We start from the raw sequence: 26,542 nt of genomic DNA, 5'->3' as shown, positions 1-26,542 counted from the left end.
GCGTGCCGGACAGACAAAAGAAGGCAGGAGCCGCCACGGCCGGCGCTCCCTGCCTCCCCAGGCTCGCGGGTTACTTCACCGTCACCCGGAAGCAGGTGCGGCCCTGATCGGCCAGCGCCAACGTGCCCAGATTCGTCGTCATCCGCACGGCGGTCAGGCTGGCGCCCGGCACGGTCAGGTCACTCGTGTCTCCGGAACTCAGCTGGTAGGAAGGCACGTCCGGCCGCTGCACCCGCACCCCGAACCCGGTCGTCGCCGAGGGTTCCTCCGCGTCGTACCCGGTCAGCAGGGCCGTGGTGTTCGCCGGGATGACATCCTGAATCTGGAACTTCACGAGCGCCAGCGAACTGTAGTTGTAGAAACTGATGCAGTACTCCAGCACGTCCCCGGGCGTGCCGCCAGACGTCGTGCCGAACGCGGCCTCGTTGCGCGTCACGTTCCGCACGCCCTTCACCAGCTTCACGTACAGCACCTCCGTGCGGGTCGCGGCACTGGTCGCCGGGGTCACCCCGCTCAGGCTCACGGTGGCCGTGTTCAGGAAGGCCGACTGCGCCGTGTCACGCGTCACGGTGGGCGTCACCGTGAACGTGAACACCTGCTGCGCGCCCGCCGCCAGCGTGGGCAGCGTGAATTCCAGCCGCTGCTGCGTCACCGGACCGGACGTCACGCCGGTCACGGCCGGCTCGCCCGGCCCCGGGGTGCCCGTCGTGGACCCGGCCACGTACGTCAGGCCGGCCGGCAGCACGTCCGTCACCCGGGCACCCGTGGCGGCGCTGCCGCCGGTGTTGCGGACCGTAATGGTGTAGGTGAACTGCCCGGGTGTCATCGTCAGGGAATTCGCCGTGTCCGACACGCGCAGCAGGGTGGTGCTGGCCTGCTTCGTGATCGTGAAGGCCGGCGCGACGGCGTACCCGAAGTTCCCCCCGGCAGTGGTCGCAGCGGGCGTGACCGTCACGCCAGTGGTGACGGTGGAGGTCGTGGCGGTCATGGTGCTCAGGGGGGCGGAAGAGAGCAGGACCTGCACGGTGTACGTGCCCAGCGCGGCCGGCAGTCCGGTGAACGTGTACAGGCCCGCGGCGTCCGTTACGGCGGTCAGGGCAGCCCCGTTGCGGTCGGTGGCCTGCACGGTCACGCCCTGAATGCCTCCCTCGCCGGCATCCTGCACGCCGTTGCGGTTGAGGTCATTGAAGACCCGGCCGCTCACCGTGCCGGCCGGCAGGGTGCAGGTCACCACGTACAGGTCGTCCAGGTAGAAGTCGTTGCCTTCCTGGGCGCTGGCAGCGTTGCCGAGGGCCACGAGCAGACTGGTGGCGTTCCCGGAGTTCAGCAGCAGCGAGTTGAGCGTCCAGGGACTGCCCCTGAGCACGTTCGGCGCCTGCTGGCTGACCTGCGGCTGCGTGCCGGGCGTGCCCGACAGCACGATCTTGACCTCCTGCCCCACCCCGCCGAACTGCGAGGACGCCAGGTGGGTGGAGCGGCTCCACACGCCGAACTCGTAGACCGTGGCGGCAGTCACGGGAACGTTCGCCTGCAGGATGGTGCCGGCCTTGTTCACCAGGCCGTTCACGGCCAGATAGGCATCTGAGGCAGTGACATCTGTGTGCCCATAATAGGCGGCCCAAGGGCCGTACTGGTTCAGCAACTGGCCACTCCTGGATGGAGGAGTGATCACATAGAGGCCCTCTGGAACGAGGTAGTTGCCAGCGCCGCCGGCTGGGGAAGCTCCTGCGAACGTATATCCTCCACTCACCTTGACCGCGGCATCGAGATCGCGGTAGGAAGTGCTCGACGTCATCGTGCCGAACGTGCCGTTGCTGAGGTACGTGAAGCGGTTCTGGCTGCCCAGGGTGCCGCCGGCCGCCACGCACGCCGAGACGCCGGCCGCCGGCTGGGTTACGGGAATGGTCACGCTGCCCGTGTTGTTCCCGGTAGCCGAGGGGTTTTCGAAGGGGTTGCTGACCGAGGCGGTGTTCGTGACGCTGGGCAGCGCGTCGGCCGTGACCTTGATGCCGTTCACGGTGAACACGCTGCTGGCCCCCTCCAGGATCAGGGGCGCGGCGTTCACGCCGGTGCTGTTCGTGCTGGTGCAGGTCAGGGTGTTGTTCAGGGAGGTGCAGGACCAGTTGCTGGCTCCGGCGCCCGTGAGGCTTACCGGGCCGTCCGGGAGGGTCAGGCCAGCCGGCAGCGGGTCGGTGATGGTGGTTTTGCCGTACACGTCGGCGCCCGTGGCCTTCACTGCGAACGTGAAGCTGACCGTGCCGCCGACCGTGAAGGCGGGGGCGCTGGCCGTCTTCTGCAGGGTGAGGTCCGCCGCGCGGGAGGTGATCGTGACGGTCGGCTGGCCGCCGTTGTAGTCGGAGTTGTAGTGGTAGCTGCCGCCGGACAGGTCGTAGATGACGTTGTTGATGGTGCTTACGGCGCCGCTCAGCACGCGCACGGTGTAAATAGAGACCATGCGTCCTCCGATTCCGCCGCCGTAATGGTCCGGGCCGTTGCAGTAGGCGCCACCGGCGTTCTGCAGGTAGTCGGCGCTGGCCGGGTCGTTGATCCAGCCGCAGGCGTCGGCGTAGGCGGTGCTGTTCGTGGATCCAGCCGGATTGTTGTATGTGGTCTGCACGTCCAGAATCTGGAACACGGTGTTCAGCAGGATCGGGTAGTTTTCCAACTGCAGGTACCCGGTCGAGGTGTTCGCTTCCAGACGCAGCTGCAGCACCTGCCCGGCACTGGCGTTGCTGGCGCCGGACACCACGCTGAAGGAAGTCACCTCATTGCGGTTCTGCGACTGAATTTTCTCCACGAACAGTTCGCGCGGGGAGGGCGTACTGACCGGGGATGCGCCGGTGGCCGAGGCGGTGATGAGGTACGTGCTGGTGTTGCGCTGGGCCGGGGTGGCCGTCCGGCTGACCCAGGTGGAGAACGCGCTGACCGTGCGGGTGATCCGCACGTTGAAGTAGGCGTCCTGGCAGTTGGTGGGCACGCGGGACAGGTCGTTGGGGTGCAGCGGTGCCGGGCCCGCGGGCAGGTCCTGCAGGGCGATGCTGGACTGGCCGATCAGGGTGATGGCGGTGTTCGCTGGGTTCACCCACGCGAAGTCCGCTTTCACGCCGGTGGCAACCGCGTCGCCGGTGTTGCAGACGCGCACGCCCACGGGGAAGATGTCGGGGCCCTCGTTGACCTTGTTACTGTCCAGTCCGATGACGTTCCAGGTGATCGGCGTGACGGACAGCTGAGGCGCGGCGGTCGCCTGCCCCGCGCCCAGCAGCAGCGCGAGCGGTGCCAGGACGGCGCCCAGGCGACGAAGGAGGCGGGGGGCTCGCATGTTCACTTCTGTCCTCCGAACACGGTGTCGTCCACGGTCAGGTCCAGCCGCAGGTACAGGCCGGGGCGGGTGTAGAGGGTCTTGCTGATGCCGTCGAAGCCGGACAGGTTGTATCCGGCGGTAAGCCACGTGCCGGGCAGGACGTTGTAACTGGCTTCCAGGCCGTACCCGAGGACGCTGGTCTGGCTGCTGGGCTGGGTGAGGTAATGGGCCCAGGCGCCGAGGCCGAGGGTGCGGGTGACGTAGTACGTGCCGTTCAGGCTGCCCTGGGCGGTGAAGGTGTCGGTGTCGTTGAGCAGCGTGCGGGTGTCGAGGGCGCCGCGTACGGCGAAGGTGGGCTGGCGGTACTCGGCGCTGAGGTTGCTGCTGAATTCCGGGTTGCCGCCGGCGAGGCTGCCCTGCACGTACCGGACGACGCCCAGGCTGTTAACGGTGCGGCCGCGGTAGGCGTATCCGAGGGCGAGGCGCGCGCCGGTGCCGCGCACGCCGAATTCGGCGAGGCCGTCGGCGCTGAGGGTGAGTTCGTCGGTGACGGTCCCGGCGAGGCCGGCGCGGATCACGGTGCTGACGCCCGGCCGGGTGCCGCCGATGGCGTACGTGACGTCGGTGCCGAGTCCGGCGCTGACGCGGTCGGTGCGGTAGTTCAGGTCAAGGCCGGCGCCCAGATCGGTGCGCCCGGCGGTGAAGTCCTGGGTGACGTTGCCGCGCAGGCCGGCGCTGAGGCGGTCGGTGAGGGGAAGGCGGGTGGTCACGCCGAAGCGGGCGCGGTTGCCCTGGCCGCTGGCGGTGGGCAGGTCGTACGCGGCGGAGTAGTTGATCAGCCCGAGCGCGCCTTCCAGGGCCAGGGTTGCGGCCTGCCCGACGCCCCAGGTGATCTTGTCGGTGAAGCCCAGACTCAGATGATCGTTCAGGCGGTACCGGGCGGTAAAGACCGTCTCGGGGGCGGCGGTCCCGGTGAAGGGCTGGGTGTGGATGACGTCCACGTCCAGCGGGTCGCGGTGGTACCCGGCGCTGAGGATGCCGCTCAGGCCCGCGACGTCGCCCATCCCGGCTTTCAGGCCGGCCCCGACATTGAAGGGCTGGAACAGGTACTCGGCGCGGGCGCTCACGCTGCCGCCCTGGGCGGTGACCAGCGTCCCCCCGGCCGGACCGGGCGTGAAGGTGCTGTGGTACTCGGCGTCGGTCACAAGACGCAGCTGCGGAGCGAGGCGCGCGTCCAGGTTCAGGCTGGCGTTCAGGCCAGGGGTGAATTTCCCCAGGCCGCCGTACCCCAGGTCCTGGTACCGGACGCGGCCGGTGATGGTGCCGGGCCGCCCGGCGACGCTGAAGCGGGTGCCGGCGTCCACGCTGGCCTGCACGCCGCCGGAGTACGCGAGGAGACCGGCGGCGCGGGTGGTGCCGTTGTCGAAAGTGGCGCGGGCGCCGGTGGTGACGGTGCCGTCCAAATTGACCAGGGCGGCGCCCACCGTGAAGTGCGGGCCGGCGTACTTCACCTGCGCGCCGTACGCGAGCTGGCGGTTTTGCAGGCCGTCGTTGATGCGGTACGCGGCCACGATGACCTGGGCGTTCAGGTCGGTGTCGAAGGGGTCCAGGGCGCGGGTCAGGGTGACGATGCCGGTGGCGTGGTCCAGCTGGTAGTCCACGTTGCGGATCAGGGTGCGGCGGCCGAGTTCCTTGCCGGTGCCGGGTTCCAGGGTCACGAGCTCCAGGGTTTCGCTGCCGGGCGTGATGTCGCCCCGCGCGAGCCGCACGAGGCGGGTGCCTTCGGGCTGCACGACCTCGTCCGTGATCCGGTCAGCGGGCACGAAGGCCACGAACCCGGACACCTGCGGATTGGTCTTGCTGTAGGCGGTCAGCGCCGTGAGCTGCTCGCCGACCGGAAGCACGTCGATGGGCAGGGCGGTCTGGCGGTACTGCACGCGGAAGGCCGGGTGGTCGTACGTGAACGCCACGGGGTCCAGGCCCTGGAGGGGCACGGTCTCCACGCTGCTGTCCCCGGTGACGCTGTAGCGGTTCAGGGTGTCACGGTCGGTCGGCAGGCCGTCCTTGTCGGCGGCGACGTACACCTTCCCGCCCAGCAGGGGGCCTTCGTAGCTGGCGCGGGCCTGCCAGGTCAGGTCGTCATCCAGGTTCAGGGTGCCGTCCAGGCCCAGGGTGGCGCTGACCACGCCGACCCCGACGCGGCTGTCGTCCGGGTTGACTTCAAACCGGGAGGTGAGCACACGGTCCCCGAGCAGCACGTCCACCTGCAGGCTGGTGGGGGCCGACTGCGGCTGAAGTTCCAGGATGCCCTCGCCGTCCGTGAGGCGCAGCTGGTAGCCCTCGGTGCGGGGGGCGGCGGAAGGAGTTTGCGGTTCCAGGTTGGTGCGGATGGTCAGGGTGTCCTGCGGCGTGCGGTACCCGTCGGCGTCCAGGGTGCGGACGCGCAGGCGCAGGGGGGTGCTGCCGTCGGCGGTCAGGGCCAGAGGGGTGATCTCCACACGGGCGGTGTCGCCCACGCGGTAGACGGTGACCGTGCTGCCGCCGGCCTGCAAGACATTGACGCCGATCTGGAGGGGCACGCCGACGTACGTCAGGCGGCGCACACCACGGGGGCCGTCCTCGGTGGTTTCACCGATGGCGTCCCGGGAGACGGGTTGTCCATTCACGGTCAGGGGGAGGGGCTGGGCCTGGGGTTCTTCCACGACCACGCTCACGCGGTCGCGGACGCGCACCTGGGCGCCCTGCAACGGCAGCCGAATGGCGCCATCGTTCTCGGCGTTCTGGACCTGGGTGGACGCGGCAAGGGGCTGGGCGGCGGCCAGGTCGCGGGGGTCCAGGCTGCCTTCGAGCACCTCGGTGCGTTCGCCGCCGAGGCGGATCATCAGGGCAGGGGCAGGCAGGGCACCCAGCGATCCCTCGTGCGCGAGGTCGTAGGTGAGCACGCCGCGCTGCACGCTCTGCGGATCGCGGCTCTGGCCGGCGGTGCGTGGGAGCACCCAGTACAGGCGTCCACTGGGGCCGCGCAGTGGGTCGGGCAGGGGCTGGCCGTTCAGGCGGCTGCTGCCGGGCATGTACGCGCTGCCGTCCGGCGTGGCGTGCGCAACGGTGACGCTCAGGGCGTGGCCGGGCGCGTCGAAGGGCAGGGTGACGGTGCTGCTGCGGGTGGCAACGGGCGTCCCCGCGGCGGTCTCACCGGCTGGCGCGGGGGACGGCAGGGGCGCCGGCTGGGGGACGGGGGGCTGCGCGAGCAGTTGCCCGCTCACCTGCTGCGGGGCGGCGCAGCCGGGGGTAGTCAGGGTGGCGGTCAGGGCCAGCGTGCCGGCCGACCGGACGCGGGCGCGGTAGCTCAGGGCGCGTTCCTCGCCGGGCTGGAGTGTGCCGGTGAAGAGGGGGGCCTCGAGTGTCTCCAGGCCCGCGCCGGGTTCGTCGCGCAGGGTGTACGCGGCGGGTTCGCCGCCGGTGTTGCGCACGGTCAGGGTGACGGTCACCTCGTCACCCAGCGGCGCGTCAGCCAGCGGCGCGCGGGCCAGCTGCAGGGGCGTGCGGCCGGGCAGGACCGTGATGGTCACCGTCTGCGGGGCGCTCCAGCCGGGCAGCTGGGCGGTGGCGGTGACGGGCGCGCCTTCGGTGACCACCCCGCTGAGGCGCAGTTCGGTGGGCGTGCCGGCGGTCAGGGGGCCCTGGGTGCGGCCGCCGGCCACGTTCAGCCCGGGGGCGTCCAGGGTGAGGGTCACGGGCAGGTCGCCGGTGAAGGCCGTGGTGGCCCGCGCGGTGAAGGCGACGGTGTCGCCGGGGCAGACCTCGGTCTTGTCGGGCGTGAGGGTCAGGGCCACCTGTGGCCGGACCTGCAGGGTCGCCTGGGTGCGGCCGCCGCGGGGCACGGTCAGGGCGGCACGGTCCACGGTGACGTCCGCGCCGGGCACCGCGGCGGGCTGAAGGGCGTACTCCCCGGCGGGCACGCGCACCTGCAGCTGGCCGTCCACGGTGACGGGCTGACCGTTCAGCGTGGCGGTCACGCGGGTGGGCTGCGGGCCGCCAGGAAGCAGCAGTTCGGCGTTCAGGGCGAGCAGGCCGGTCTGGTCGAGCTGCGCGACGGTCAGGGGGCGGGGCTGGCCGCCGCGCAGCAGCGTGAAGCCCACCGAGTTGCTGTACTGCGTGGCCCCGGCCGGCTGGCGGAGTTCCACGGTGTACTCGCCGGGCTGGGCGGGCAGCGGCAGGTCGGTGGCGGTGAGGTCCGCGCCTACCGGGAGGGGCAGCACGCGGCCCTGGGGGTCACGCAGCCGCGCTTCGAGCTCGTGGGGGCCGTCGCCGTCGTACAGGCGCAGGGTGTGCCCGGGGCCGTCGGTGGTGACGTTCAGGGCCGGCACCCAGTCGCGGGCGTGGACGTTCACGGTGAGCTGCCCGGCGCTGAGGGTGGCGGCCGTGCCGGCCAGGCGCACGGCGAAGGTGTTCTTGCCGTTGCCCTGGGTGGCGACCCGCAGGGCGTACGTGCCGGCGGGCAGGTTCAGGTCGAGCAGGGGTTCCCAGGCGTGCGCGCCGGGCATGAAGGTCCGGGTGAGCAGCGCGCGGCCCTGCGCGTCCACGAGCGTGAAGGTGGTCGTGACCGGCGCGGCCGAGCGGGGGTCGTAGCGTTCGTCGCCGTAGTAGGTGTCGCTGCGGTAGTCGCGGGGGTCCACGCGGGGGCTGTACAGGTCCAGCCGGACGCGGCCGCTGACGGGCACGGTGAGCTGGAGGGTCTGGTCACCGACCTGCCAGCGCAGCGCGTCACCGATGCTGGTCAGGGGAAGGCTGGAGCTGAGGGTCTGGGCGCCGGCGGCCGGCCCGGCGGCCAGCAGGGCGGTGAGCGTCAACGCGAGTCGGGGCAGGGGGGCGGGCACGCTCAGTTCCTCCAGGTCATGGTCGGGTCGGTGGTCGCGGCGCGGGCCTCGCCGTCCCAGGTGAACAGGTATGTGAGGTTTGTCTCACCGGAGGGAAGCGTACCGGTCCAGGTATTGCGGCCGTCTTTCAGGGCGGCGCGGGCCGGCAGAGGGTCGGTCAGCGTGAAGTCGTCCCGGGAAACCGGGCTCACGATGCGCAGCGTCACCACGTACCCTTCGGGGACGGCGTACACGACCTTCTCCACGCGGGTGCCGTTCACGGTCAGGGTGGTGCGGCGCAGCGCCGTGATCTCCCCGCCGACCGGCGCGAGCGGGAAGTCCACGCCGGTCAGGCCGCGCACCTGCACGGTGCGGGTGCCGCCCAGACCGCCCTGACCGGGCAGATCCAGAGGTGCGTAGGGGGCGCTGTTCGGATCCAGGCGCAGCGCGTGGGTACCCAGCGGAACGTTCGTGAAGCTGTACCGGCCGGCCGCGTCGGTGGTCACCTCGCGGCCCCCGGCCAGCAGAACGCGGGCGCGCAGGACCGGGGTGTCCAGGTACGGGTCGAACTGGCCGTTGCGGTTGCGGTCCACATACACCAGGCCCACGATGTCCCCGGCGGGCGCGAAGGTCAGCGGGGCCAGGCGGGTGACGGCCTGGGCGCGGTTGCTGGCGATGGCCTTGGCCACGCCGCCCGCGCCGTTCCCGACCACCTGCACGTAGTTCACCAGCACGCCGCCGGCGGCCGGGGTGACGCGGGACTGGTAGGTGATGACGATGGTGCCGCCTGCAGGAATCTGCGCGACCTGCCAGGTCATGCTGCCCTCCGTCAGGGCCGGGTCGTCCAGCGGCTGGCCGTCCAGGGTGCTGGTGTTCGGGATGTACTGCAGGCCGACCGGGGGGGTGTCGATGATCTGGGCGTCCACGATGGCGGTGGTGCGGGACGCGTTGGTGATGCGCAGGGTGTAGGTGACGCGGTCGCCGAAGGTCACCTGCTGGCGGTTGACGAGCTTCTCGATCAGCAGCTGCGCCTTCCAGACGGGCGTAACGACCTCATTGCTGGTGAAGGGCGTGGGGAGCGGCAGGTCGCTGGTCACCATCTGAAACACGTTCTTCAGCGCCTCGCCGTCCACGGCGCGCTCGGTGACGCGGGTGGTCACGGCCACCTGCCGGGTCTCCCCGGCGGCCAGCGTGCCGAGCGTCCAGCGAACCGTCTGCGTGCCAGGCTGGCCGCTGACCTGCCCGCCGGCGGTGGCGCTCACGAAGTCCACCTGGGCAGGCAGCGGGTCCGTGAGCACCACGTCCGCCAGGGGGCGGGCGTAGGGGTTGGTGACGCTCAGGGTGTACGTGACCGTGTCGCCCGGCACGACCGAGCGGCCCTGCGGCACCTCGGTCGGCGTGCCCGTGTCGGTGGTCGTCCAGGCGCGGTAGCTCTTGGTGAGTTCGGGGCTGGCCGTCTCGACCTGGGTGATCTGGTCGCGGGTGGCGTTGCGGGTGCCGCGCTCGCCGGTGATGGTGACCACCGCGTCCACCGGGGAGGCCTGGGTGAGGGCGTAACACACGCGGACCAGGGTGGTGGCCTGGGGGTCCAGCGGGAACGGCTGCGCGAGGGGCTGGCCGTCCGTGCCGAGCAGGGTGATGCTCTCGGCCGGCACGCCGCTCACCGTGATGCGGTACGTGTCGCGCACGTCCCCGGCGTTCAGCGCGGTGTGGTCAAAGCACACGGTCTGGCCGGTGATCGCGAACGCTCGGGTCTGCGTGTCCGCGGCGGTACCCTCCGGCGCTTTGGGCGCGCCGACCGGGCCGATGGCGACGACTGGCTGGTAGCGGACGCTCAGGGTGGCGCTGCCAGTGACGGCGTCGGCGCCCGTCCGGGCGGTGGCGACGTTGCGGATATCGCGGTTCTCGGCCGAGGCGCCGGCCAGCATCCGGAAGGTGAGGGTGAGGGCCGCGCCGGGAGCGAGGCTGGGCACGCGGGCGCGCACGCCGCGCACGGGCGCCTGCTCCGCCTCGCTCCAGGTGGTGGTGTCGGTGGTGTATTCCACGCTGCTGGCGCTCACGCGGGCGCTGCCGGGCACGAACGCCAGCCCCTGGGTGAGCTGGTCGTCCAGCAGGTCGGTCAGGACGACCTCGCGGCTCTCTCCCTGCCCGGCATTGCGTACGGTGACGGTCACGGTGCTTTCCACCCCGGGGCGGACCAGGGTGGGCGTGAAGGTCTTTTCCACGACCAGCGCGGCGGGCGGGCCGACGCGGACCACGCTGACGTTGTTCGTGTCGGCCGCCTGACCGCCGGCGCAGAAGGCAGTCAGGTTCACGAAGGTGTCGCCCTGCGCGGCCACGGCGTCCACGACCAGCAGCAGCCGCGCGCCCGCACTGGCGGCCAGGGTGACGCTGGTGACGTCCGGCTCGCCGCTGTCCGGCGTGCCGTTGCCATTGGTGTCCACCACGACCTGCACGGCCGGCGTGGCCGCGCTGCCGGCCTCCACGCGCGCACCGACCGGCAGGGTGAAGGTGTCGTTCCCGGCGTTCGTGAGGACGTAGGCGAACGCGGCGCCCTCACCGGGCAGGCGCAGAGCGGTCTGTCCGGGCTGCTGCACGGTGCCGTCCGGGGTGACGCTCACGGCGCACACGGCCTGCACGATCGTGCGGACGGCGTTGGAGCGTACGGTTTCGGGCTGGCCGGTGACGGGGGAACTGTACTCCGCTTCCACCTGGTTGCTGATGACGGTACCGGCCGGGGTCGGTGCGCCCTGCGCCCACGTGCCGCCCAGGGCGCACAGCAGGCTGAGAATCAGGATCAGGAGAGGGGAGGATTTGGGGTTCACTGTCACTCCTTGCAGGTGGCCGTGACTCGGCGTTCCGGAGGGGATGAGGAGGAGAAAGGCGGGACTGCAGGTCCAAAAAATGTGAGAAATCTAAAAAAGTGTCTGGTGTTGTGAAGCGGCGCACCCCGCTCTGGGCGAGGTGCGCCGGGAAAGGCTCAGTTCACGCTGACGGTCAGGGTCAGCTCGACCTGACCGCTCGAGGGCAGCACGTCGGCACTGGTCAGGGCGCCGTCGCCGTTCAGGTCCACGGCCACCGTGACGTTCGCGGTGCCGGTCGCAGGGGCCACGGCGCTCCAGCTGGTGCCGCCGTCGGTGCTGTACAGGACCTTCGCGGTGGTGTTCGTGAAGCCGCTGGTGGACACGCTGGCGCCCTGGAAGGTGGTGTTGGTGGGCGTGGTGTCCTTGATGGTGAACTTGCCGACACCGGTGTTGTAGGTGTTCTTGGCAATGATCTGGTAGCTGTAGTTCACGCCGGGAGCGTAGGTGGTGGGGTTCAGCGCCGTGAAGTTGGCGGGGTTGTTGACGTACCCGGTCCCGGCGGCGGGCTGCGTCGTGCTCACGGTGCAGGTGGTGGCGCAGGTGATGTACTCGCTGCCGGCGGCGATGGCCGTGGTGCTGGCGGTGAACTTACCGACGACCAGGGTCCCGGCAGCCACGACGGTGATGTAGTCGTTGTTGTCCACGCGGGTGACGTTGCTGTACACGGAGGTCGCGGACTGGATCAGTTCGTAGTTGTCGCCGTTGGTGGAGGCCACGTTGGCGGGCAGGGTGATGCTGGCGTTCAGGGCGACTTCGGTGTTGGCCGTCAGGTCGGCCGTGGTGTAGATGAAGCCGGGCACGCTCTCGCCGGCGTCGCTGGTGTCGCCGTCGCCGTTCAGGTCAGCGGTGATGGTGGTGGCCGTGGCGGTGACGCCGGTGCCGGTGTACACGATCGGCACGATCTGCTTGGTGCCGTCGGTGAGGGTCACGATGGTGTAGCCGCTGAGCTTGTAGCTGTCGGTGTACTCGCCGGTGTTGGCGACTTCCATGGGGAAGGTCACGGTGCTGCTGGCTGCGCCGGTCTTGGGCACTGCGGGGGTGGCGTCGGCGGCGATTCCGGTGGCCGGGTCACCGAACTGGAAGGCGCCGGGCAGGACCGTGTCGTAGGTCAGGTCGTTGGGGGTGCTGTCGGTGTCGTTGCCGGAGTCCACGCCCACGGCCACGTAGATGGGGTAGGGGTTGGCCTTGTCCTGGTCGGTGTACGTGACGGTGACGGTGTAGTCCAGGCTGCCGCCGGGGGCCACGGTGGTGCCGTTGGGGGTGGTGATGGTGACGGTGGCGGTGGTGGTGCTGCCGTCCGGGTTGGTCTGCGTGACGGTGTACACGCCGGGCTGGCCGGCCACGGGCGTCACGGTCTGGAGGTAGTTGGGGACGTTTGTGCGGGCCTCAATGGTCAGGGTGACGGTGTCCGGCACGGTGCTGCCGTTGGTGACGGTGTTCGTGAACACCACGGTGTCGGTACCGTCGGTGTTGTCCACCTTGGGGTAGGCGATCTGCTCGTCGCCGCTGACCGCCACGACCGTGCCGCCGGGGTCGGTGTAGCCGGGGACGAGGGTGCCGCCGCTGGGCGGGGTGTCCACGCTGCCGCCGCCGATGGGGGTGGTGTCGGGGGTGGTGGTCAGGTTGGGCGCGAAGATCTTGGCGCTGCTGTACTGGTACCACAGGTCGTCGTAGGTGGGAGCGCCGGGGTCTTTCTGTTCGGTGGCGGCGACGTTGGTGGTGCCGTCCCAGCTCTGGCCGCTGCCGATGGGGGTGGCGCCGACGACGACGTCGGGCGCGCCGGTCACGTCGTAGGTCATCCAGAAGTTCTGGAAGCCGGGATTCGTTTCGACGGTGCTGGTAGTGGCGGGGTTGTCACCGCTTGGGGCGATGGTGAGGCTGGTGATGATGGTGCCGGCGGCGTTGGACTTCTCGGTGGCGGAGATGATGCCGTCGTTGTTGGCGTCGGGGTTGGCGCTGTAGTACACGACGTTCGAGGCGCCGGTGCTGGCTTCGCTGCTCAGGTTGATGGTCTGGCTGGCGTTGCCGTTGTTCACGGCCACGTAGGAGAAGACGACGGTGGAACCGGGGAGCACGCCGGTCTTCTGGTAGCTGGAGATGGCGCCAGCGACGGTGTCGGTGGTGTCGCTGTCGGCCCCGGTGGTGTAGGTGATGTCGAAGGCCATCTTGGCGGCGACGGTGGTGGTGACGGTGTTGGAGCTGGTGGTGCCGCCCGTCGTGGTGCCGTCGGTGTTGGGGACGTCATAGGTGGCGGTGGCGGTGTTGGTGATGCTGGTGCCGGCGTTGGTCAGGTTGCCGGTGCGCTCGGGGGCGGCGGTCTGCGCGGCGGCGGCGCCGGCGGCGAGCAGGGCCATCAGGGTGAGGGTTTTGGTGGGGGCGTTCACTGGGGTTCCTCCTTGGGGTGGCCGGGATGGCCGTGGCAGCGGGGATTACTTGACCTGGATGCGGTAGCCGAGTTTCAGCGTCTGGCCGGGGGCGAGGTTGGGGACGGTCCAGCGGACGGCCTGGTATTCGCTGGGCTTGACGTCCACCTGCCGGGTGGTGGTCTTGCCGTTCTCGGTGACCGTGACGGTCTTTTTCAGGGGGGCGGGGGCGAAGGTCTTGCCGCCGTCGATGCTGTACTGGGCCTGGAGGTCGGCCATGCCCTTTTCCGGGGCGAGGTACACGGTGTTGCGGGGGACGTTGAGGGGAATGCGGACGTTGCTGAGGGCCTTGCTGCCGGTGTTGGTGACGGTGACCACCTGGCTGAGCACGTCGCCGGGGAAGTTCTGAGTGGCGGGGGTGAACTTCTCGACGGGTCTGCCGTTCTCGGTGACGGTCTTGACGAGGTTGAGGGTGAGGTTGAGGGTGAGGTCGAGTTTCAGGGGGCTGGCGTTCTGGGCTAGGGCCAGGCCGAGGAGGAGCAGCAGGGTGGGGGCGGCGCGGTGTTTCAAGGGGTTCTCCTGGGGCGTTGCAGGCTTCATGAAGAGATTTCTGAACGCTTACTTGGAGGGACATTAAGGTGAAAGACCTTACAGCCGGCTTACCTGTATGGGACACGCCATTGGGGGGAATGCCGTGATGCGCGACTTTTCTGAGAACGTGACGGCCCTACTCAGGGCACCAGTTGTCCTCTATGGCCGTCAGCAGCACGTTTTTCAGAGCAGGGATTCTTCACACGAACAGGAGAATATTTAGAAGAATTTCACATTGGTACCCCCATCGGGGGCTGAGACAGGGTCCACGGGTGCCGTCCGTCTTGGATGCGAAGACGAACGAACACGCAATTTCCCCTCTGTCTCGGCAGCCAGCGACAGAGACGCGACGTTCGCCCTGGTTCACTGAAGCCTGTCGGCCCGGGCGATCGCAGCGTTTAAATTTCTAACTTTTCTCAGTGGTCCGTGACGGCGGCTGTGCCTGCGGTGCGCTCAGCGGCCGAAGCGGCGTTCCCGGCCCTGGAATTCCCGCAGGGCCCGCAGGAAGTCCACGCGGCGGAACCCGGGCCAGTACACGTCGCAGAAGTAATATTCGGAGTACACGCTCTGCCACAGCATGAACCCGCTCAGGCGGATCTCGCCGCTGGTCCGGATGATGAAGTCCGGGTCGGGAATGTCCGCGCTGTACAGGTGCGCGCTCACGTCGTCGGGCGTCAGGGCGGTGATCACGTCGGTCAGGGTCCGGCCGGCCTGCGCCTGGGTGCTCAGGTGGGCTTTCACGGCGTCCACGATCTCCTCGCGGCCGCCGTAACCGACGGCGATGTTCAGGCGCATGCCCTGGTAGTGCGCGGTCTTCGCTTCCAGTTCGCTCAGGGCGGCCAGGACGTTCGGGGGGAACTTCTCGTGCTGTCCGATGGCCCGCACGCGGACGTGGTTGGCGTGGATGCGCGGGTCGGTCGCGAGGTTCCGCGCCTCCTGCTCCAGGAGGTTCAGGATGTGCGCCAGTTCGCTGGGGTCGCGGCTGGAATTGTCGGTGCTGAGCACCCAGATGGTCACGGCCGGGATGCCCAGTTCCAGGCACCACTGCAGCACCTCGTGCGCCTTTTCCGCGCCGAAGGAGTGGCCCATCTCGCGCTGCATGCCGGCCGCCCGGGCGAAGCGGCGGTTGCCGTCCAGGATTAGGCCCAGGTGCTGCGGCATCTTGCCGTGTCCTCGCACATCGCGGACCAGCCGCTGCTCGTAGCCCCACAGGAGCGCGCCCCGGACCGCGCTCCGCGTGCGTTGAAGGGTGCGCAGGGCGGTGTGGACAGGCTTTCCGGGCATAGACGCGGGCAGTCTAGCGCGCGCCCGGCCCACAGGGCAGCCGACGAAAGGTGGAGGGGGTGCTTATGCGGGGGGAAACAGGCTGGTCTGCCGCTCGGCGTACAGGGCCACGGCCTTGGCATCCAGGCGGGAGAGAGCCGCGCTGCTGACCGGCGTGCGGGGCAGGTCGGCCGTGCCGGTGTGCACGTGCACGTGCAGGCGGCGGTGCGTCATGCCGTGCGTGACCACGCCCAGTTCAGCACCGGGCACGGCGTTCAGGCGGGCGCCCAGGCGGGCCAGCGCCGCGGCGGGCGTCTCCCCGGCCGCCAGTTCTTCCATGGGGAGGCCCATCAGGCCGCCCAGCAGGGTGCCGTCGCGGCGTTCCAGCACGGCGGCGTGGGCGTCACCGATCAGCAGCGCCACCGCGCGAATCTCCCGGACGGCGGCGCGGACCTTCGGGGCGGGGTAGCGGGTGGGGTCCCCCTGCCGGAACGCGCGGCAGTGCGCGCTGACGGGGCAACGCGCGCAGTTCGGGCGTCTGGGGGTGCACACGGTCGCGCCGAGGTCCATCACGGCCTCGTTCCAGGCGCCGGGCCGGGCCGGGTCGAGCAGGTCGTCCGCGCGGGCCTGCACCCAGCGGTCCGTGGGCGTGGACTCGGCGTGCACGCGGGCCAGGACGCGGCGGACGTTGCCGTCGTTCACGGCGCGCGCCTCGTTCCGCGTGAGGCTGCTGATCGCGGCGGCGGTGTACGGCCCCACGCCCGGCAGGGCCAGCCAGCCGGCGTACGAGTCCGGGAAGCCCTGCTCGGCCACGAGCTTCGCGGCGCGGTGAAGGTTCCGGGCGCGGGCGTAATACCCGCAGCCCTCCCAGGCCTTCAGCACGGCCGCCTCGGGGGCGGCGGCGAGGGCCTGCACGGTCGGGAAGGCGGTGAGGAAACGGTCGTAGTAGGTCAGGCCGCGCGCCACCTGCGTCTGCTGCAGCAGGATCTCCGAGACCCACACGCGGTACGGGTCGCGCCGGCCCTCGGCGCCGGCCCGCCAGGGCAGCGGGCGGGCGTGCGCGTCGAACCACGCCAGAAGCGCCGCCCGGAACGCGGGGACGTCCAGGGCGGGTTCAGGCGGACCGGACAGCGAACTCACCGCGCCAGTCTAGGGACGCGGTGAGCGGGGAACTGTAGGAAGGTGCCGGTCAGGCGCGAACGGGCTCGCGCTCCCGCACGGGCGCGGCGGCCGGGGCGGGCACGCGGATACGGCGGCGGACCACGTCGGCGTACTCGGCCATGTCGCTGAGCAGTTCGGCCACGCCCACGCGCAGCAGGTACTGCCCGGCCGGCAGGGGCGTCAGGGCCAGGAAGGGCGGACGGGTCAGGGTGTCCAGGATGCTGCCCAGCTCGGCGTAGTTCACGCCGCTGCCCAGCCGCTCGGCAAGGCGGGGCACGCTGACCACGCTGTGCGCCGGCTGCTGCGCCAGGGTGAGCAGCACGAAGCTGAAGGTGCCGCGCTGCGCGAGGTGCGCGCTGACCATCTCGGCCACGCTCGCCGCGGACTCCAGGTCCACGCTGCCGGCCTTCCAGTACCCGCGCAGGTCCACGGCGGACAGCGGCGCCAGCCGGGCGTGCTCGATCAGGGCGACCAGCGCCTCACGGGTCAGGCGGGCCACGCCCTCGGGGCGGGTGGCCTCGTCGGTGAGCAGCACGCGGTACTCGGCCGGCTCGCTCCAGGCGGCACCGGTCAGGGCGTCGGGCTGGTGGGCGACCAGCACGCTGTACCCGTGCGTGCCCAGGTCGGCGGTGAGGCGGGTCACGCCGCCGCCCAGTTCGTGCAGGCGGTACCCGGTCAGGCGGGCCAGTTCGCCCAGCTGCCCGGCGCTGTCCTGCGGGAGGGCCGGGGCGGGCGCGGCGGTGGGCCGGTCGAAGCGCACGTCCAGCGGCCGGAAATCGCTGCCGGCGCGGGCGTCCTTGCGGGCTGGGGTGCGGGCGGGCTCGGGGCGCGGCTGGTCGGCCCGGCCCGGCTCGGCGCGGGGGGGCTCGGTGGGGCGCCCCAGGTCGCGGGGGGCGGGCGCGGCAGCCTCGCGGGCCGCTTCACGGGCGGGCGCCTCGGCGGCCGGAGCGGGGCGCACGGTCTGCAGGCGCACCTCGCGGACGTGGGGGGTGGCGGCCGTCACCACGCGGCGCGTTTCCGGCGCGGCGCTGGGCGCGGGCCGGGGGGGCGGGGGCGAGGCGTAGGGTTTGACGATGCCTTCGGCCTGGTAACGGCCGGGGGCCAGGGCGGTGAGCATCAGGACGTCGTTCACGCCGAGGTGCTGCGCGTGGTACAGGGCGCCCACACCCCAGACCCGGCCGGCGGCGCGGTCCACCTGCACGGTGTGCTCGGTGCCCTGGTCGTCCACGAACTGGACGGGGCCGGGCTGCGGGAAGAGCGCATCGAGGTATTTCAGGAGCCGCAGGCTGCCTTCCTGCAGGTCAGGCCGGGTGATGATGTAGCGCATTGATTTCACGCGGGAATTCCTCCGTTCGTCAGCAGCCGACCGCCTGGAGCGGGCGCGCCCTGCCTGGTTTAAGAACAATTAAACTCTGTTTAAGGTAGCAGAAGTCCCGCCCTGACACGTTACGAATTTTCCCGTAAGGGACGCGGCGCCCCGCTTCAGCAGGCGGTCAGGGTCGGAGACACCGCCCGCCCCGCCTCCATGAACGCCTCGCCTCATGAACCTGGGCTGAGGGGCGCGCGCAGAAAAGCCGTCCTGGACGCACACGGCGCCAGTTTCCATGAAACCGGTGCCCGGCGTGGGGTGCGGTAGGCTCGGGACGCATGACCCACCCGTCCCCCCCCATTCCCGGCCCCCGCGACTTCCGCCCACCGGACGGGCACCGGCGCCTGAAGCTGACGGTCGCCTGGGATGGCCGGGCGTACGCCGGCTGGCAATCCCAGCCGAACGCCGCCAGCGTGCAGGACGCCCTGCATGCCGCGTTCGGCCGGCTGGGGGCGGCGGCCTTCCGGCCGGTCGCGGCCGGGCGCACCGACGCGGGCGTGCACGCCGAGGCGATGCCGGCGCACGTGGACGTCCCGGAGGCCTTCCGGGTGCCGGTGGCGAAACTCGCCCGGGCCCTGAACGCCCACCTGCCGGCAAACGTGGCGGTACTGCACGCCGCGGAGGCGCCGGCCGGCTTTCACGCGCGGTTTTCCTGCACGGAGCGGCGGTACACGTACCGGCTGCTGTGCGCCCCGCAGCGTCACCCGCTGTGGGAGGGCCGCGCCCTGCACGTTCCGGCGCCTCTGGACGCGGCCGCGATGAATGCCGCAGCGGCCCACCTGACCGGCACGCACGACTTCGCGGCGTTCGCCACGCAGGAGGACCGCCAGACCGTGCGGGAGCTGCGGGCCCTGGCGGTTCACCCGGGCGAGGGCGTCTGGGAGGTGCGGGTGGCGGGCGAGAGTTTCCTGCGGCACATGGTGCGCGGACTGGTGGGCACGCTGCTGCTGGTCGGACAGGGCCGGCTGGCGCCGGACGCCGTGCCGGACATCCTGCGCAGCGGGCAGCGGGCACAGGCGGGCGCGAACGTGCCCCCGCACGGCCTGTACTTCACCGGCGCCCGCTACGACCGCTAAGCCCCCCGGGCCTCAGGTTAGCGGGCCTCAGGTAGCGTCCGGGCTGGCGTCAGGCGCGGTGCGGTACGGCAGGTACTTCGGCAGCCAGAAGCGGCGCTCGATGAACGCTTCCAGGCCGGCGTCGTCCAGGTGGCGGACCTTCTCCTCGCGGGCCACGCCGTCTTCGATGGCCTGCCGGGCCACGCGCAGGGCCACGCGGCGGCTCGCGGCGCGCAGGGCGCGGGTGGGCGGGTAGGTGCGGCCCGGCCAGGCCTGCGCGGTGTACTCGGCCAGGGCGTAGGCGGCGGCGGTGACCATGGCGTCGGTGATCTCCGCGGCGCGGGTCAGCACGGCCGCGAAGCCCAGCCCGGGGAAGATGAAGGCGTTGTTGCCCTGCCCGATCTGGTGGTTCACGCCGTCCCATTCCACGTCCGGGAAGGGGCTGCCGGTGGCGACGATGGCCCGCCCCTCCGTCCAGCGCAGGACGTCCTCGGGGAGCGCTTCGGTGTTCGCGGTGGGGTTGCTCAGGGGGAACACCACGGGCCGTTCGGTGTTCGCGCCGACCGCCCGCACGACCGGTTCGCTGAAGATCCCGCCCTGCCCGCTGAGGCCCAGCAGGACGGTCACGCGGCCCTCGCGCACCACGGACAGCAGGTCCTTGCCGCTCCAGGCGGCGGCCACGGCGGCCGGCGTGGCCAGCGGGCGCTTGTAGTCCTCCATGGCGCGGTCGCTGGTGAGCAGCCCGCGGGAGTCGAGCACGAACACCCGGGCGGCGATCTCGTCCTCGGTGAGGCCCTCGCGGCGCATGCCCTCGCGGATGGCGGCGGCCACCCCGGCCCCGCCGGCCCCGGCGCCGTGAATGGCGACCACCTGGTCGCGCAGCGCCTCGCCTTTGAGCGCGCAGGCGCGCAGCACACCGGCCAGCGTGACCGCCCCGGTGCCCTGGATGTCGTCGTTGAAGCTGGGCACGACCTTGCGGTAGCGCTCCAGGACGTGGAAGGCGGCGTCCTTGCTGAAGTCCTCCCACTGGATGATCGCCTTGGGGTAGCGGTCCTGCACGGCCCGCACGAACGCGTCGATGAAGTCGTCGTACGCCTTGCCGGTCAGGCGGGCGTGGCGCTCGCCGATGTACAGGGGGTCCTCGATCAGGTCCTGGCGGTTGGTGCCGACGTCCAGTTCCACCGGGAGGGTCTTGTCGGGCCCGACGCCGCCGGCGACGGTGTACAGGCTGAGTTTCCCGATGCTGATCGCCATGCCGCCGAAGCCCTGGTCCCCGATGCCGAGGATGGCGCTGGAGTCGGTGGCGACGATCATGCGCACGTCCTCCTGGTGCACGTTCTGGAGGAGTTGCGGGGCGCGCAGTACGTTGCGGGTGCTGACCGCCAGACCGCGCGGGCTGCGGTACAGCCGGGAGAACTGCTGCACGGCCTCTCCCACCGTGGGGGTGTAGATGATGGGCAGCATCTCCTCCAGGTGGTCCTCGAGCATCGCGAAGTACAGGATCTCGTTCTGGTCCTGCAGGGCGCGCAGGTAGGCGTGTTTTTCCAGCGGGGAGCTCTGCTGGCGGAAGCGCAGGTACGAGCGGTGTTTCTGTTCGTCGAGGCTGCTCACGCCGGGCGGCAGCAGGCCCTCCAGGCCCAGGCGCTGGCGCTCACCGTCGGTGAAGGCGGTGGCTTTGTTCAGCAGGGGCAGGTGCAGCAGCGGGAAGCCCGTGACCTTCACGTCGATATAGCGGTGCCCGTCCTCGTCGCGGTTCACGTCGTAGTACCTGGAGATGCGTGCCATGGGTCAGGGTAGGCCGGACGGGGGTGAGGATGCGTCCCAGGCATAGACCGACCCGGCCCCGGCCCTGTTCCTGCGCGGGGGACGCGCCCGGCAGGTCAGGGGGTGGGCCGGGCGGCCTGGTGCGCGGCCCAGCGTTCCCGCAGGGTGTCAAAGCCCGCGTCGATGCGAGCCCGCGGCAGAATCACCTGGGTGGTGGTGCCCGTGCCGATCTCGTCGCCGAGTTCGTTCACGGCGCGCATGGTGGCGTACACGCGCCGGCCCTCCGTGCGCTCGAACACGGCGGTCACGGTGACCTGCATGCCGGGCAGCGCCGAGGCGGTGTGCGTGACGTCCACCTGAGACCCGATGCCGCCCTCGCCGGCGTCCAGGAAGGGCAGGATGATCTTGCGGCCGGCTTCCTCGAAGTGTTTGGCCATCCAGTACGTGGCGTACACGGGGTGCACGCGGCCGAGTTCGCCGAAGTCCACGGTCATGTCGTCGGTGACGGTCACGGTCAGGGTCTGGGTGAATCCGGCGGGAATGGGCTGCATGGCGCTCAGGGTAAAGCAGGGGTCCCGGACGCGTCCGCCGGCGGGGCGGGGTCCGGGACTGCTGAACAGGGTGGGGGTCAGCCCGACTTGCGGCCGAGGAGGCTGCGGAGCCGGTCCATGCGGCCCTGAGGCGCGGCCTTGGCCGGTGCGGCGGCCTTGGCCACCTGGGGGGTCTCTTCGGGAGCCGGGGCCGTCTCGGACGGCAGTTCCACCTCGTCCCAGTCCAGCAGGCGCTGGTGACGGCCGACCCTCTGGTCCTTGTGATCTGCGCTCACGTCCTACAGTGTACGGACTTTTTCTTTCAGAAGGCTGACCCGGGCACAGTCTGCCCCGCACGGCGTCCAGCACACGAAAAAAGGCCCCGCCACCACGGGCGGGACCAGAAGGGAGCGGGGATCAGTAGCGGTAGGTGGTGGTTTCGGTCACCTGCACGCTCAGGGTGCGGTTCGCGCCGCGGGTCACGGTGACGGTCACGGTGCTGCCGCCCTTGACCAGCGTGCTCACGTAGCCGGTGGTGGTCTGACGGGTGCCCTGCAGGGTGTAGCCCTGGCGCTGCAGGTCGGCGACCTTCTGGTCGTTGGCGCTGCGGGCGGGGTCGCTGACCTGGGTGTTCAGGCCGAGCAGGCCGCCGATCAGGTCCAGGATGGGGTTACCGGTGCTGGGCTGGGTGGTGTACACGGGCTGGGTGGGGGTCAGGTCCACGTTCAGGTTCGTGACGGCGCCCTGGCGGACGGTAACGGTGGTGGCGAAGTCGTTGTACCCGGGGGCCTGGATGCGCACGGGGTAGGTGCCGGGGCGCAGGTTGGCGTAGGTGACGTTGCTGCCGCCCAGACGCTGGCCGTTGAGGATCACGGTGGCGTCCACGTTCGTGCCGATGAACAGCGCGCCGGTGCTGACCGGGGCCTGGTTCACGACGTTGTAGAAGGCGGTGTCGCTGACCCAGCTGTTCTGCGGCAGGGGGTTCACGACGATACTCAGCGCCTGCGCGAAGCCGGCCTGGGTGCGGGCGCTCACGGTGGCGAACTGGTCCTGCGCGGTGCGGAACTGGCTGATCTGTTCCAGGTTCAGCGGGGTCAGGCTGGCGAGGGCCAGGACCTTGTTCTGGCCGACGGGGCCGCCGATGTCGAAGGTGAAGTTGTCACCGGGGGCGGGGAAGGTCTTGGTGGTGCCGGCCTTGACGAAGTTGTCGCCGCCCAGGCGGTTGGGGAGGATCTGGTCGGTGGTGCCGTCGGCGTTCACGTTGAACAGGTACACGTACGCGTCGCGGTTCACGGTGGCGCTGACGGTGATCTTCTCGCCGATGCGGTAGGTGGGGTTGGCGTTGCCGGAGGCGTCCTTGTTCACGGTCACGCTGACCGCGAGGTCCGGCTGGGTGGGGTTCACGATGATGCTCTGGGCGCTGATCTTGCCCTGCGCGGCGGCATTGCCCACGAGGGCGGCGGCGGTCAGGGCCAGGGTGGCGGTCAGGTTCCGTTTCATGAGGGGCAGTGTGCCAGCACGGAATGACCGCAGGCTGATGGCATCTGAAAAAGCCTTATGGTTTGCCCGACCCTCAAGGGACCGTAAAAGAAGGGGCCCGGGGGCAGTGCCCCGGACCCCGCAGTTGCGTATACCCCTCAGTCGCCGCCGAGGAACACGGGCGCGCCCAGTTCCGTCTCGGGCTGGCTGTAGCCCTGTTCGCGGTGGGCGTGCAGGTCCATGCCCGTGAGTTCCTGCGTGGCGGTCACGCGCAGCGGCGTCAGCACGTTCACCAGTTTCAGCAGCACGAACGACCCCATCCCGGCGTACAGCAGGCTGGCCACGACACTCACCGCCTGCGTGAGCAGCTGCTCCGGCACGGCCTTGCCGCTGCCGGTCGTCCAGGCGAGCGCCCCGGTGAGCAGCGCCCCCACGATGCCGGCCACGCCGTGGCAGGCAAACACGTCCAGGGTGTCGTCGGCGCGCAGGTGCGTCTTGAGGTTCAGGGTCCAGTAGCTGGCGCTGGCGCCCAGCACCCCGATCAGCAGGGCGGCCCAGGGGCTCACGAACGCGCAGGCGGGCGTGATGGCGACCAGGCCCACCACGGCGCCCGTGGCGGCGCCCACGGCGGTGGGCTTGCCCTGCCGGGCCTCCCACGCCAGCCAGGTGAGCATCGCGGCGGCCGGGGCGACCAGGGTGGTGATGAAGGCCAGTGCCGCGGTCTGCCCGGCAGCGAGCGCGGAGCCCGCGTTGAAGCCCATCCACCCGAACCACAGCAGGCCCGCGCCCAGCAGCACCAGCGGCACGTTGTGTGGCACGTGCGCGGCCCGGGGGTAGCCGAGGCGCGGCCCGAGGACGCGGGCGGCGACCAGGGCGCTCACACCGGCGCTGATGTGAATGACGGTGCCGCCCGCGAAGTCCAGCGCGCCGTCCTTGAACAGCCAGCCGTCGGCGCTCCAGACCCAGTGGGCGAGCGGGGCGTAGATCAGCAGGCTCCACAGCGCCCCGAAGGTCACGAACGCGCCGAAGCGCATGCGTTCCACGACCGCGCCGCTGATCAAGGCCACGGCGATGATCGCGAACATCGCCTGGAAGGCCGCGAACACGTAGGTGGGCACCGTGCCGGTCAGCTGCCCAGCCAGGCCCTCCAGGCCCAGGTGCGAGAGTCCGCCGATGAGGGCGTTGCCCCCCTCTCCGAAGGCCAGGGTGTACCCGGCGAGCATCCACAGCACGCCGACCAGGCCGATGGACACGACGCTCATCATCATGGTGTTCAGCACGCTCTGCGCGCGGGTCAGGCCGCCGTAGAAGAACGCGAGGCCCGGGGTCATCAGCAGCACCAGCGCGGCCGACATGAGCATCCAGGCGGTATCGCCGCTGTCCAGGGTGGGCGGCGCCGTCTGGGCCAGGGCGGTGCCGCCGAGCAGCGCGGCGAGGGGAAGCAGGGTCTTGTGGGTCATGGGCGTCTCCTTCGCGGGGGTCAGGCGGGCGTGAGTTTCGTCTCGGTGACGGGCGTGAGCGCGGCGGTGTCCTGCTCGCCGGTGCGGATGCGGATGACGCGTTCGAGGGGCTGCACGAAGATCTTTCCGTCGCCGACCTCGCCGGTGCGGGCGCCCTGCACGATGGCCTGCACGGCGGCGTCCACGAAGGCGTCGCTGACGGCCATGCGGACCTCGACCTTGTCGCGGAATTCCACCATCACGCGGCGGCCGCGGTAGTGCTCGACGATCTCCTGTTCGCCGCCGTGGCCGCTGACGCGGCTGAGGGTGAGGCCGCTGATGCCGGCGCGGAACAGGGCCTCCTTGACCTGCTGGACCCGTTCGGGCCGGACGATGGCGGTGACGAGTTTCATCGTGTCTCCTTTCTGGTGAACAACCTGCATGGAACCGGGGCGAATATGGGGATCAGGTGCGGTCATTTTTGCATCTTGTTTCAGAGTTATTGGGCATATGTATAAATTCTCTGAGACAGATTGCACTCTAGGAGGCCGATCATGGTCGCACAGGACGTTCACCTGTCCGGCTGTGCAGAAATTCCCGGACAACCTGCACGAGAGGCCAAAGAGAGGTGGGGGGAGGCTGCAAGCCTCCCCCACCCCACGACCTGTGCCTTACAGCTACAGCGCCCGGCGGCGCCGGCGCCGGCGACCCCACAGACTGAAGCCCAGGAACAGCACCCCGACCAGCGCCAGGGCCCCCAGCACCGGAATGAACACCGCCAGCAGGCTCATGCCCAGGCTCAGGCCGTCCTCGGCGGTGCTCACCACCGGGTTGCCCAGGCCGCCCGTCGTGGCCGTCGCCACCGGTCGCACCGCCGCGCGCGTGGCGTGCACGCCGCCCGCCACCACCACGCCCAGGATCAGACTCAGGGACGGCGGGACCTCCGCGATGCCGGCCTGCGACGCGAACAGCACCGCGCCCGCCGCCGTGTTCACCACGCCGCCCGCCAGGTGCAGCAGGTGGTCCACGCCCGGAATCTTGTCCCCCACGAAATCCAGCGCGCCCAGCACCGCCACGCCCAGCAGCACCCACGGGCTGGCGAGCAGGTCGTACGGTTCGGCCAGGGTCATCACGCCCAGGCGGTCCAGCAGTCCCACCACCAGCAGCGGAATGAACGCGTTCAGGCCCGCCGCGCCCGACAGGCCCAGCGAGGAGAGCAGACCGGACAGCAGTTCCATACGGCACGAATACGCCAGACCGGGCGGCCGTGTGGGCGCCCGGTCTCCACGGAACCTTTAGGGATTCAGCTCAGGTACGCGGCGAGCAGGTCCACGCCGGCGCGCAGGTCGTCCTCTTGCACGGACTCCTGCACGGTGTGGATGTAGCGCGTGGGCACGCTCAGGGTGATGGTGGGCACGCCCGCGCGGCTGCGCTGGATGGCGGCGCCGTCCGTGCCGCCCAGCGGCAGCACCTCCAGTTGCGTGCGGATGCCTTCTTTCTGCGCGAGGTCGTAGAACTCGTCCACCAGCCAGCGGGTGCTGATCATGGTGGAGTCGAACACCTTGATGGCGATGCCCTCGCCCATGCGGGTCACGGCCTCGTCCGGCGCGCCGCCCAGCCCGTCGATGGCGAGCGTGACGTCCAGGCCCACGCCGATGGTGGGCTCCACGCCGTACGCCGCGGTGATCGCGCCGCGCAGGCCCACTTCCTCCTGCACGCTGAACACCGCGTACAGGTCGTGCCGCAGCTTGCGACCCTTGAGGTGCCGCAAGAGTTCCAGCAGCAGGAACACGCAGGCGCGGTCGTCCATGGCCTTGCCGGTCACGAAGCGGCCCACCTGCCGGGCCGTCTGGTCCAGCGTGACCATGTCGCCGATGCGCACGCGGCGCTGCGCTTCCTCGCCGTCCAGGCCCAGGTCGATGAAGAACTCGCGGACCTCGGGGATCTTCTTGCGTTCCTCGGCGGAGGCCACGTGCACGGGCTTGCCGCCGGGCTGCATGATGCCGGGCAGGGGGCCGCCACGGGTGTGCACGGTCACGTTGCGCGCGAATAGGTTGCGGGTGTCAAACCCGCCCAGCGCCTGCACGCGCAGGAAGCCCTTGTCGTCCACGAACCGGACCAGGAAGCCGATCTCGTCCATGTGCGCGGAGATCATCACGCGCTCCGGGTCCGCGGCCTTCTTCTTGCCCTTGCCGGCGTGCGCGGCGCGGTGCGCGATCACGTTGCCCATCGCGTCCACCCGCACGGAGTCCGCCAGTCCGTCCAGTTCGCGCAGCAGGAATTCCCGCACGCGGTCCTCCTGCCCGGGCACGCCGGGAAGGTCCGAGAGCTGCATCAACACGTCCAGCCTGAGATCAGTTGTCGCCACGCGCCCAGACTACCCCCCGCCCGGCCCCCTGTCCGCCCGGCAAGAGGGTAGGCCATCTGCCGGATGCGCGCCCCTCCCCGCGCCCGCTACCCTCACGGCATGAGTTTCCAGGTTCAGGTGTGGTGGCCCGCGTAGCCGG

General features: G+C 70.6%; 17 protein-coding genes. 1 reads left to right on the top strand and 16 read right to left on the bottom strand.

Going from position 1 to position 26,542, the window contains the following annotated elements:
• Positions 1-70: 70 nt before the first annotated feature.
• The 8 genes from DFI_RS00730 to DFI_RS00695 form a co-directional block, all read right to left on the bottom strand.
• Positions 71-3,319 (bottom strand): SdrD B-like domain-containing protein, encoded by a 3,249-nt coding sequence (locus DFI_RS00730; RefSeq protein ID WP_043778387.1) that lies wholly within the window; start codon positions 3,317-3,319, stop codon positions 71-73.
• Positions 3,320-3,321: 2 nt separating this feature from the next.
• The gene (locus DFI_RS20895) at positions 3,322-8,178 is read right to left on the bottom strand and encodes a DUF11 domain-containing protein (protein ID WP_027463277.1); all 4,857 of its coding nucleotides are present in this window, start codon (positions 8,176-8,178) and stop codon (positions 3,322-3,324) included.
• Between the two features lie 2 nt (positions 8,179-8,180).
• A complete protein-coding gene (locus tag DFI_RS00720; protein ID WP_051307916.1) occupies positions 8,181-10,982 on the bottom strand; it encodes a DUF11 domain-containing protein in 2,802 nt (933 codons plus the stop codon).
• A gap of 155 nt (positions 10,983-11,137) precedes the next feature.
• The gene (locus DFI_RS00715; RefSeq protein WP_027463275.1) at positions 11,138-13,405 is read right to left on the bottom strand and encodes a beta strand repeat-containing protein; all 2,268 of its coding nucleotides are present in this window, start codon (positions 13,403-13,405) and stop codon (positions 11,138-11,140) included.
• A gap of 45 nt (positions 13,406-13,450) precedes the next feature.
• On the bottom strand, positions 13,451-13,954 hold the full coding sequence (locus tag DFI_RS00710; protein WP_027463274.1) for a hypothetical protein: 504 nt from the start codon (positions 13,952-13,954) through the stop codon (positions 13,451-13,453).
• A 474-nt stretch (positions 13,955-14,428) separates the two neighbouring features.
• Positions 14,429-15,259: an isoprenyl transferase gene (locus DFI_RS00705; protein ID WP_027463273.1), complete on the bottom strand. Its 831-nt coding sequence runs from the start codon at positions 15,257-15,259 to the stop codon at positions 14,429-14,431.
• 63 nt (positions 15,260-15,322) lie between these two features.
• Positions 15,323-16,378 carry an A/G-specific adenine glycosylase gene (mutY, locus tag DFI_RS00700; protein ID WP_027463272.1) on the bottom strand — a complete coding sequence of 352 codons (1,056 nt, stop codon included), beginning with the start codon at positions 16,376-16,378 and terminating at the stop codon, positions 15,323-15,325.
• Positions 16,379-16,427: 49 nt separating this feature from the next.
• A complete protein-coding gene (locus DFI_RS00695) occupies positions 16,428-17,726 on the bottom strand; it encodes a hypothetical protein (RefSeq protein ID WP_043778384.1) in 1,299 nt (432 codons plus the stop codon).
• Positions 17,727-18,046: 320 nt separating this feature from the next.
• On the opposite strand from DFI_RS00695, the gene truA reads away from it, so the two are divergent.
• Positions 18,047-18,844, top strand: a complete 798-nt coding sequence (gene truA / locus DFI_RS00690) for a tRNA pseudouridine(38-40) synthase TruA (protein ID WP_043778381.1) — start codon at positions 18,047-18,049, stop codon at positions 18,842-18,844.
• 27 nt (positions 18,845-18,871) lie between these two features.
• Here the strand turns inward: truA and DFI_RS00685 are convergent, their stop codons facing one another.
• The 8 genes from DFI_RS00685 to DFI_RS00650 form a co-directional block, all read right to left on the bottom strand.
• Positions 18,872-20,608 (bottom strand): NAD-dependent malic enzyme, encoded by a 1,737-nt coding sequence (locus tag DFI_RS00685; protein WP_027463270.1) that lies wholly within the window; start codon positions 20,606-20,608, stop codon positions 18,872-18,874.
• Positions 20,609-20,703: 95 nt separating this feature from the next.
• Positions 20,704-21,138 carry a thioesterase family protein gene (locus tag DFI_RS00680; RefSeq protein WP_027463269.1) on the bottom strand — a complete coding sequence of 145 codons (435 nt, stop codon included), beginning with the start codon at positions 21,136-21,138 and terminating at the stop codon, positions 20,704-20,706.
• Positions 21,139-21,215: 77 nt separating this feature from the next.
• Complete coding sequence (locus DFI_RS00675) at positions 21,216-21,413, bottom strand: hypothetical protein (protein WP_022800621.1); 198 nt, start codon at positions 21,411-21,413, stop codon at positions 21,216-21,218.
• A 121-nt stretch (positions 21,414-21,534) separates the two neighbouring features.
• Entirely contained in the window at positions 21,535-22,617 is a 1,083-nt protein-coding gene (locus tag DFI_RS00670) for a DUF4384 domain-containing protein (RefSeq protein ID WP_022800622.1), read from the bottom strand.
• Between the two features lie 137 nt (positions 22,618-22,754).
• Entirely contained in the window at positions 22,755-24,056 is a 1,302-nt protein-coding gene (locus DFI_RS00665; RefSeq protein ID WP_027463268.1) for an ammonium transporter, read from the bottom strand.
• A 20-nt stretch (positions 24,057-24,076) separates the two neighbouring features.
• Positions 24,077-24,448 carry a P-II family nitrogen regulator gene (locus DFI_RS00660; protein WP_022800624.1) on the bottom strand — a complete coding sequence of 124 codons (372 nt, stop codon included), beginning with the start codon at positions 24,446-24,448 and terminating at the stop codon, positions 24,077-24,079.
• Between the two features lie 264 nt (positions 24,449-24,712).
• Positions 24,713-25,273 carry a DUF4126 domain-containing protein gene (locus DFI_RS00655; protein WP_027463267.1) on the bottom strand — a complete coding sequence of 187 codons (561 nt, stop codon included), beginning with the start codon at positions 25,271-25,273 and terminating at the stop codon, positions 24,713-24,715.
• A 65-nt stretch (positions 25,274-25,338) separates the two neighbouring features.
• Positions 25,339-26,403 carry a M42 family metallopeptidase gene (locus tag DFI_RS00650; protein WP_022800626.1) on the bottom strand — a complete coding sequence of 355 codons (1,065 nt, stop codon included), beginning with the start codon at positions 26,401-26,403 and terminating at the stop codon, positions 25,339-25,341.
• Positions 26,404-26,542: the final 139 nt, after the last annotated feature.

The organism is Deinococcus ficus, assembly GCF_003444775.1.
Lineage (GTDB): Bacteria > Deinococcota > Deinococci > Deinococcales > Deinococcaceae > Deinococcus > Deinococcus ficus.
The sequence above is the reverse complement of the archived record's forward strand: the minus strand, read 5'-3'. Positions and strand labels throughout refer to the sequence as shown.

Bases quoted from the DNA above. Each gene is read 5' to 3' on its own strand.
- DFI_RS00730 (WP_043778387.1), bottom strand. From the start codon at position 3,319: ATGCGAGCCCCCCGCCTCCTTCGTCGCCTGGGCGCCGTCCTGGCACCG.
- DFI_RS00705 (WP_027463273.1), bottom strand. From the start codon at position 15,259: ATGCCCGGAAAGCCTGTCCACACCGCCCTGCGCACCCTTCAACGCACG.
- DFI_RS00695 (WP_043778384.1), bottom strand. From the start codon at position 17,726: ATGCGCTACATCATCACCCGGCCTGACCTGCAGGAAGGCAGCCTGCGG.
- truA (WP_043778381.1), top strand. From the start codon at position 18,047: ATGACCCACCCGTCCCCCCCCATTCCCGGCCCCCGCGACTTCCGCCCA.
- DFI_RS00685 (WP_027463270.1), bottom strand. From the start codon at position 20,608: ATGGCACGCATCTCCAGGTACTACGACGTGAACCGCGACGAGGACGGG.
- DFI_RS00680 (WP_027463269.1), bottom strand. From the start codon at position 21,138: ATGCAGCCCATTCCCGCCGGATTCACCCAGACCCTGACCGTGACCGTC.
- DFI_RS00670 (WP_022800622.1), bottom strand. From the start codon at position 22,617: ATGAAACGGAACCTGACCGCCACCCTGGCCCTGACCGCCGCCGCCCTC.
- DFI_RS00665 (WP_027463268.1), bottom strand. From the start codon at position 24,056: ATGACCCACAAGACCCTGCTTCCCCTCGCCGCGCTGCTCGGCGGCACC.
- DFI_RS00660 (WP_022800624.1), bottom strand. From the start codon at position 24,448: ATGAAACTCGTCACCGCCATCGTCCGGCCCGAACGGGTCCAGCAGGTC.
- DFI_RS00655 (WP_027463267.1), bottom strand. From the start codon at position 25,273: ATGGAACTGCTGTCCGGTCTGCTCTCCTCGCTGGGCCTGTCGGGCGCG.